The sequence below is a fragment of the Sulfitobacter sp. 1A12779 genome (genome assembly GCF_043557315.1).
Classification (GTDB): domain Bacteria; phylum Pseudomonadota; class Alphaproteobacteria; order Rhodobacterales; family Rhodobacteraceae; genus Sulfitobacter; species Sulfitobacter faviae.
This window is the reverse complement of sequence record NZ_JBIFFU010000049.1, coordinates 1-7,268: the sequence shown is the minus strand read 5'-3', so window position 1 is coordinate 7,268 and position 7,268 is coordinate 1. Positions and strand designations below refer to the sequence as shown.

Below are 7,268 nucleotides of genomic sequence, written 5' to 3'. Positions count from 1 at the left end.
TGTGCCTCTGCAAGCCCAAGCGCTTTCCACACAACAGACCACCGTGTTGTGCCGCCAACTAAACGGATCCCGAGCGCCTTCAAAACGCGTGATAACGCTCTGTAGTCGTCGTTCTTCACCGGCTTCAGGCCAAAAAACTTGACCAGATCATCTTTCGAAAGTGGTGTATCTTGCTTCATGCCAAGGACATAGACCCCGGCAAACCCCTTCCCAAAATGGGCGCCGACCTTAGGCCGAAAATATTCTCGAAGCTCTATGCGAGATAATCACAAACACCCAAAAGAGCGCGAAACGGAGTACTACGAGCCGCTTGGAGTCTCCGGATGAAAATCTCATTCGCCCCCTTAGGGGACAACTTTTGGGCCCGACAGCACTGCAAAAATCCGAAAAAAGGACCCCTGCCCTTGCTTCCGTTTTGCGCAGCAGGTGTCGCTGCTTCCCATTCTCGAGGGGCGGCCGAAGCCTTGTCAGGAGCTCCGCCCATCCCCCTTTGAGGTCGCCTCTCCCCCGTCTTCCCCGGCAAAACCTGCGGAAGAAGGGGCGAGACTTCGGCATCATAGCAGTGGCTTAGGCACCGGGTGGTCAGGCCTCAAGATCTACAGTGAACCTAACACGACTAAGTCCGTCGCGGGCCCTCGCAAATCCATTGAGGCCCAGTTCGATATCCTGCTTGAGTTGCGCAGGAGTTCTTCCGTTTGTTTCCTCATGGATGATCAGCTTCATCTTCGAAGAAACGTCGCGCGCACCCTGCACCTGCACCGTAAGACCATCGTAAATCAGAGTGAAGTCGCGGAAGACAAGAGTATTCAGCTGCCTGCTGGAGAAATCCACCTGGCAAAACAACATGAACATAGAACCGATATCTACGCTACGCTCGACAGCACGTTCGACAAGAACGCAGTTTCCGGCACTACGGGTCGGAAAGTTCATGACGCGCGCGTCACAGACGCCCCCTTCAAGAAAAAAGAAGGCCTGAGCTTCCGAGGCAGGATATCCGGATGCGCTAACAAGCACGTGCCCGATGTCGATCCCCAAAAGGTCACCTTCGTCCGCCTCTAACGGACTCCCAAGATACGCGTCTACAAGCAGGCGCCACTTTTCCACGACATGTTGCGGAAACGAAGACGGCTTTAGGGTGAGGGGAATGACGTCAAGCGCTTGGGTGAGAGGTACTTCTTTAGACATTTTGTTCTCCTTAAATGGGCGGGGTTGAAAGTGCCCATGACAGGAACATCGGATCGAAGTTTTGGGGGCGGTAATCCGGGGAGATAGAAAAATGACATTTCTGCAAAGAATTTTTCGCCGGCCCCAATACACGTCCGACAGCGAAGGCTGTCACACCCGCCTTGTCAAAAAGACCTGCATGCACTGAGAATATGCGCAGCCACTCGCAACAATCAGCAGCGGTTTTGAAACAGGCGCGGCATTGCACGGTCAACATCCCGGCATAATCGTCCCGGGGTCCTGAGCAGGCACCATAGGCCCGCCATCCCCGGAAATCAGCAAGGCCCCTAAGGGTCCTCCAAACCTCCTGCAGTAGGTGGGGCGCTCAATCGATTTTCCGCTGCTCAAGTGCGAGCGAGCCGCTTGACGATATTTCCGAGGGCTTCGCGATCAACGGACTAGCGCCACACGACGTGTTGCTATATGTGTATCAGTATGTACAGCGCCTACATGCAAGTGAGTTTGTCATGCCGTCGCCACTGAATATTCGCGACATCGGTCAGGATCGCAAAGCTGCCCTCGAATTGGAATCGAAAGTCACAGGCAAATCTATTGCTGAGGTTGTTCGAGACTGGATCGACGCTGGCATCGCAAAAACCAGAACTGAACGCGAGCGCGCCGCCTGGATCGCATCAGCGAAAGAGGGCATTGTCGATGAGGCCCGTCATCTGGAACAGAACGGGCCCAGCCTGGCTCGGTTCAGACAGGTCTAAGTAATAAAAATACCCGCTTATCCACAATAAAAAGTAGCGAATATTGCAAGGTATTGGTGTAACTTAGGTTTTCCGCGCTTTTGCTGTATTTTGCGCGATTCTCCCGGTTTTTTCTTCGTCAAACAGCCTACGAGCCAACATTGCTTGTCTGGCGGAACGAACGGAGAGCATTGATGCTCACCGAACTGAAGTCGATCCCGGACATCTGGAAGAGAATGCCGAGCGAGATGCACGCGCGACGCTTCCTGGAGAATATCATATGGTGCAACTGGCAGGCACTGTCCGCACTGCGAGTCGGTGGCCTCGTCGCCGCTACGAGGCAAGACATGCCGCCCTGGGCTCTACCAGTGTCGTGATTGCCGTCTCCAGTTCACGGTCACCACACTGACCCCGACGCATAGCACCAAGCTCGACTTGCGTGTCTGGATTTCCGCGATGTTCCTGGTGCTGACATCGGGCAAGAGGATCTCTTCGGTCGTGATCGCGCGGCTACGTGGCGTGAACCAGAAGACCGCCTGGAAAATGGGGCATGCGATCCGAGAGATGATGGACGACCGGAATGGTGAGCTGCTGCCTCTGGAGGACATCGTCGCGACCTCTCGCGACGGACAGGCGCGGGCCAGGGTCGTTTCTGATGACAAACGGACCACGCTCGAGCCGGTTCTTCTGGAATGGGTCAATCCGGCAACGACCAGTCTAATGACCGATGGCAGCAAGAGCTACATCGGACTCGGAAAGACCATGGCCGACCATCAGTCTGTGATCCATAGCCAGAAAGAATACGCCAATCCACAGACCGGTGCGCACGTGAACACGGCCGAGGCATTGATCTCCCAGGTGCAACGTGCCCTGGTCGGGGTCTACCATAATCTTGGCAGGCAGCACCTTCAGCGATACCTCGACGAGATTGTCTGGCGGTGGAACCACCGTGAGCCCGTTCGGGAAGTGGTCAAGCAATGGGACACGAGAGCCGGCGTTGCACGAGAGAAATCGACAACAATCTGGCGTCCGATCCCAGCGGTTGACCAGATGCGCGTCCTCCTACAGGGCGGTCGGCAAGCAAGTCCGCCGCTCGAAGGAATACGGCCTATGTAGGCCGTTATGCTGACGCATTCCGTTCCGTGGGACATACAGAGCACGCATTGCTGCGATCCCAAAGAACGGAATGCGTCATCGCGTGCGGGGCACCAGGTCTACTTCTTTCTTGCCCCAAGATAACGACCAATATAGTATCCATAATGGCAAAAAAGCCGAATAAAGGACATCATAATAACCCTTAAGCTTAACCTCGACACGCCGTCCGAGATGCAGGATCGGGTTCGCGCGGCTGCTCGCGACCGCCGGCTCGCACTTGGGCTAACTCAGAGCGACCTGGCCACGCGGTCCGGAGTTCCTCTGGCGACCCTAAAAGTCTTCGAGCAGAAGGGGAAGATCAGCCTCACCGGCCTGCTCGCCCTCGCCGACGCGCTCGACGCCATCGCTGGCTTCGGCACCCTATTCCCGGCTGTCGAGGCGACTCGTCTCGATGATCTCGACAAGCCAACGACGCGACAGCGCGCTCGCACCCGCAGGAGTTCGTAACTATGGCCCGCCGTCTTCGCGTCGATATCGCCTTCGACTCGGACGATGTCCGCCCCGTGGGACAGATCGCTTGGGATTCCGCCCGCCGCTCCGCTGCGGTCGAATGGGACCCCTCTTTCGTCGCAGCCCCGCTCCCGATCTCGCCCTACCACATCAAGACGCTGGCCGGGCTCTATCGCACCGGTAATACGGCCGCCTTCGAAGGCCTGCCCGGAGTCTTCGGCGACTCGCTCCCTGACGGCTGGGGACGGTTGCTCATCGACCGCGAACTCGAGCGCCGCGGCAGCGGTCGCACCGCCATCACCCCGGTTGACCGCCTGGCGATCGTCGGCACCCACGGCATGGGCGCCCTCATCTATCGTCCAGAAGAGCGCGTGGTCGGCCCGAACAGCATCGACCTCGAGTGGTTCGCCGATCTCGCGACCAGCATGGCCGAAGACGCTTCCGTGGAGGACCTCCGCAAGGCCCGCGCGGCGGCCGGCGGCTCTGCCGGCGCCCGGCCGAAACTCGTGGCCCTGCTCGATGTGGAGACCGGCCGCGTGCGCGACCATCGGCGAACCCCGGAGCGCGGCGAACGGCAGGTGCTGATCAAGCACCGGGCGACAACCGACAGCCCGACCGCGATCGAAGAGGAAGAGGCCTACGCGAGGATGGCGCGGGCGGCCGGTATCGCCATGCCCTGGACGATGGTGCTGCGCTCTGGGCGCGGCGATGCTTTCTTTGCCGTTGAGCGCTTTGACCGCAGAGGCGCCGGACGGGTGCATATGCATACCGCCGCCGGCATGCTCGACGTCGACTTCCGCCAGCCGTCCACCGATTACGAGAACCTGCATAAGCTGGTGCGTTGGACCACCCGGCATGCTGGAGATCAGGACGAAATGTTCCGCAGGATGGCCTTCAACGTCCTCGCCCACAATCGGGATGATCACCTAAAGAACCACGCCTTCCTGATGGACGCTGGAGGCGGTTGGCGCTTGTCGCCGGCCTACGACGTCAGCTTCTCCGATGGGCCCGGCGGCGAGCACCATCTCGCCATCGCCGGAGAGGGGCGCCAGCCCGGCAGGAAGCATGTAGAGGCAGTCGGGCAGGCGCTCGGGATGAAACCCGCAGCGATCGCCGCGCTCATTGATCCGGTTCGCGCCGCCATCGCCGACTGGCCGCGACACGCAGACGCCGCCGGAGTTCCGTCGCGGCGCGCCAAGCAGATCGCCGGCTACTTCGCCACGTAAGGCCGGGTTGCGAGACAACGGTGTTACCCCCCTCCGCACATTCAGGTGCCGACACAAGGAAACATCCACCGCATGCGCGATGGCGAGGAAATCGTGTGTCGTGTTCAGACAGACCTTGGCATTGAGACGCCCTATATTCTTTGTGCTCGGGTCTTCCCTCGCGCCGCCTGGGGCGCAATCATTCCAAAACTGCATGTGCCAATTCATCTGGATGGCGTTCCGCACATCATAGCCATGTCGCAATTGGTTGCTATCCTAGGCGCACAAATCGGCTCTGTCATTGGTGACGCGTCGGTTTGGCGCGACGAGATCGTTGCTGCCATGGATCTCTTGGTTTCTGGCTTTTAGCGAATAGCAGCAGAACCTTTGGTTCTCAGTCCGACGCATTCATCCAAAAGAAACCTATCAACATTCACCGACGGGGCTGGGGTCGGCTCTGCCTCGTCTTGCTTTTCGCGCAAAATATCACCCGGGGAAATCGCGTCACGATGGGGGGAAATTGCGTCAAAACGGGGGGATTTTGCGTCAAACCACCGGGAAATTGCGTCAGAACGCGGGGATTTTGCGTCACGAATCCTGTAAGTGATTGCACTCAAACCAAAATACACGCGGCTTTGAATCAAGAGAATTAAGAAACCCTTGAAAGAGCCCGTGCCGGGCAGTTTTGGAGGGTTTGTTAGGGCTTTGCCCCTTCCTAAAGAAAACTCATCCGAGGTTTTGGCGCAGCCCCAGCAGTGCCTATTTGCTCTGGAGAGCTTCGCAAAAAGGGCCCCTGCCCTCCTTCGGCGAGGAACAGGAGATACCAATGCCAGAAAGTATAATTGAAACGATCGCCGCTGAGCGAGGCTACTCAGCGACTGATTTGTCGGCTGCGCATGAAGCCTTCCGGCGCAAAGTGCGCCTCTCGCACCCTGCGGGCAAATTCGACAAAGCCGGAGTGTTCCACCTTGAAGAGCGCTGCGACTGCTGTGAGGGCCTGCGACGCCCCAGCCCCGCCCGTCCCTACTCGGAAATGCATCACGCACGCTCTCTCACACATGTAGCACAGCTCTACGATGTGCCTGTGCTTCACATCCGACGCCTGGTGAAAGCGATCACCCTCAGCAGACAAGTCTCATGTACCTCACCTCATGCGCAGCGCCAACTCACAGTGCTGATCAAAAACGTTCTCAGGCCGGTCCTCCCCGACCCCAAAGGCCGAGGAGGACCCGAGATCAAAAGTAATGCGCCAGTTCTTCTAAGCTAAGGTCTGCATCAAGCGGCCCCGAATGCCCAATGACCACAGCCGTAACAATCCAAACACCAAACCCCACGGTCGTGCGAGGCGCCATCTGCATGGTCTCCATTGCGACCTCAAGCACCCGAAACATTTGCATACCCGCTTCGCTAATCTGACGGGGCGGCGCTTTAAACGCGCTTGCCTCTTGCGACAAAAGACGCGTCCAATCCTCCTCACTCCGGCTGTTCTTAAGAACACTCAGCGCCTCCGGCCACGCTTGTGAAAACACCACTGCCGAAGAAATATCATGCTTGCGCGCAAAGGCCCTGAGTCCAGTGGCAAGGACATCTACAACATCATTTGAGTTGTGAATACCTGCGCGGTGCATCTGCTTCGACAACTCCTCAGCACATGTAGGGGCTAAGCGGCGAAACAGCAGTAGCGCTGAAATCTGAGGGCCGGGAATACTTGTCTTATTGGTCATATGAAGGTCTTTCTTTCTAAGAAGGGTGAATGGCACGCAGCCCGCCTCCTTCTCGATTTAGGAGAGGCTGAACGACCTGCGCGTCCACAAAAAGACGCGCAGGGTGATCAGCCCCAGAACAGCATCAACCACTTATAAAATATAAGTATTTTCAACGTGCAGAGGCGTGGGTCTGCGCGCCGGCCAAACTAATTTGCCCCAAATGCACTATTCGGCAACCGTCCCCCGAAAAACGTTCCGATATCCCTTCTAAACCCTGCAGGGCACCGCCCTGCCCCGCCTACAAAGGAGACCGAAAGACCAAACCATTCCAAAAGCCATATTCAGCGCGCCGCAAAAAATTAACGCGCGCGTTTCCGCCCCAAAGAAAGCGATCCCAACTCCTCAATACAGCGCTTTCGCTGCATCCCGAACCGCAAGCCCAAAAGGAGATACCCCATGGCTGCTACCTCTTCGCTCAACACCCTGGACCTCAATGCCACCGGCGAACGCATCATGCTCAACTATATCTTAGACGCCCTCAAAACGGCGAACCGAGCCATCTATGATATCCCCCAGCCGTTCCTTCCCCCACACATGAATGCTCAAAACCTCGCTGACTTCCGGCTCCAGAAGATGAACGGCGGGTGGGTCGCAGATATCTATTTCAAAAACGTTCCAACTGGACAACCAGATGCAATAGGGACCCGCGATGCACATCCCTATAAGACAAGGAAAGAAGCCTTCCTCGCAGGTGCCGAAAGATCATGCCCCATAGCGTGGTGTAACTCGCGGCTGGCCGGGCGCTTTCGACGGCCGAGCTGATCAGTCCGTCTGCG

General features: G+C 57.6%; 7 protein-coding genes and 1 pseudogene. 6 read left to right on the top strand and 2 right to left on the bottom strand.

Features of this window, described 5'->3' with window-relative positions; genetic code table 11:
• Positions 1-582: 582 nt before the first annotated feature.
• Positions 583-1,185, bottom strand: a complete 603-nt coding sequence (locus tag ACGYLQ_RS20380; RefSeq protein ID WP_394444607.1) for a hypothetical protein — start codon at positions 1,183-1,185, stop codon at positions 583-585.
• 506 nt (positions 1,186-1,691) lie between these two features.
• On the opposite strand from ACGYLQ_RS20380, the gene ACGYLQ_RS20375 reads away from it, so the two are divergent.
• The 5 genes and pseudogenes from ACGYLQ_RS20375 (at position 1,692) to ACGYLQ_RS20355 (ending at position 5,095) form a co-directional block, all read left to right on the top strand.
• Positions 1,692-1,937 carry a hypothetical protein gene (locus ACGYLQ_RS20375; RefSeq protein ID WP_394444605.1) on the top strand — a complete coding sequence of 82 codons (246 nt, stop codon included), beginning with the start codon at positions 1,692-1,694 and terminating at the stop codon, positions 1,935-1,937.
• A gap of 173 nt (positions 1,938-2,110) precedes the next feature.
• A pseudogene (locus ACGYLQ_RS20370) lies at positions 2,111-3,045 on the top strand (IS1595 family transposase).
• A gap of 197 nt (positions 3,046-3,242) precedes the next feature.
• Positions 3,243-3,518 carry a helix-turn-helix domain-containing protein gene (locus tag ACGYLQ_RS20365; protein WP_394444603.1) on the top strand — a complete coding sequence of 92 codons (276 nt, stop codon included), beginning with the start codon at positions 3,243-3,245 and terminating at the stop codon, positions 3,516-3,518.
• Positions 3,519-3,520: 2 nt separating this feature from the next.
• Complete coding sequence (locus ACGYLQ_RS20360; protein ID WP_394442420.1) at positions 3,521-4,747, top strand: type II toxin-antitoxin system HipA family toxin; 1,227 nt, start codon at positions 3,521-3,523, stop codon at positions 4,745-4,747.
• Between the two features lie 72 nt (positions 4,748-4,819).
• Positions 4,820-5,095 carry a hypothetical protein gene (locus tag ACGYLQ_RS20355; RefSeq protein WP_394444601.1) on the top strand — a complete coding sequence of 92 codons (276 nt, stop codon included), beginning with the start codon at positions 4,820-4,822 and terminating at the stop codon, positions 5,093-5,095.
• 866 nt (positions 5,096-5,961) lie between these two features.
• On the opposite strand, the gene ACGYLQ_RS20350 is transcribed toward ACGYLQ_RS20355, so the two are convergent.
• Positions 5,962-6,450: a hypothetical protein gene (locus ACGYLQ_RS20350; RefSeq protein ID WP_394442426.1), complete on the bottom strand. Its 489-nt coding sequence runs from the start codon at positions 6,448-6,450 to the stop codon at positions 5,962-5,964.
• A gap of 438 nt (positions 6,451-6,888) precedes the next feature.
• Between ACGYLQ_RS20350 and ACGYLQ_RS20345 the strand changes: the two genes are divergently transcribed.
• Positions 6,889-7,254 (top strand): hypothetical protein, encoded by a 366-nt coding sequence (locus tag ACGYLQ_RS20345; protein ID WP_394444599.1) that lies wholly within the window; start codon positions 6,889-6,891, stop codon positions 7,252-7,254.
• Positions 7,255-7,268: the final 14 nt, after the last annotated feature.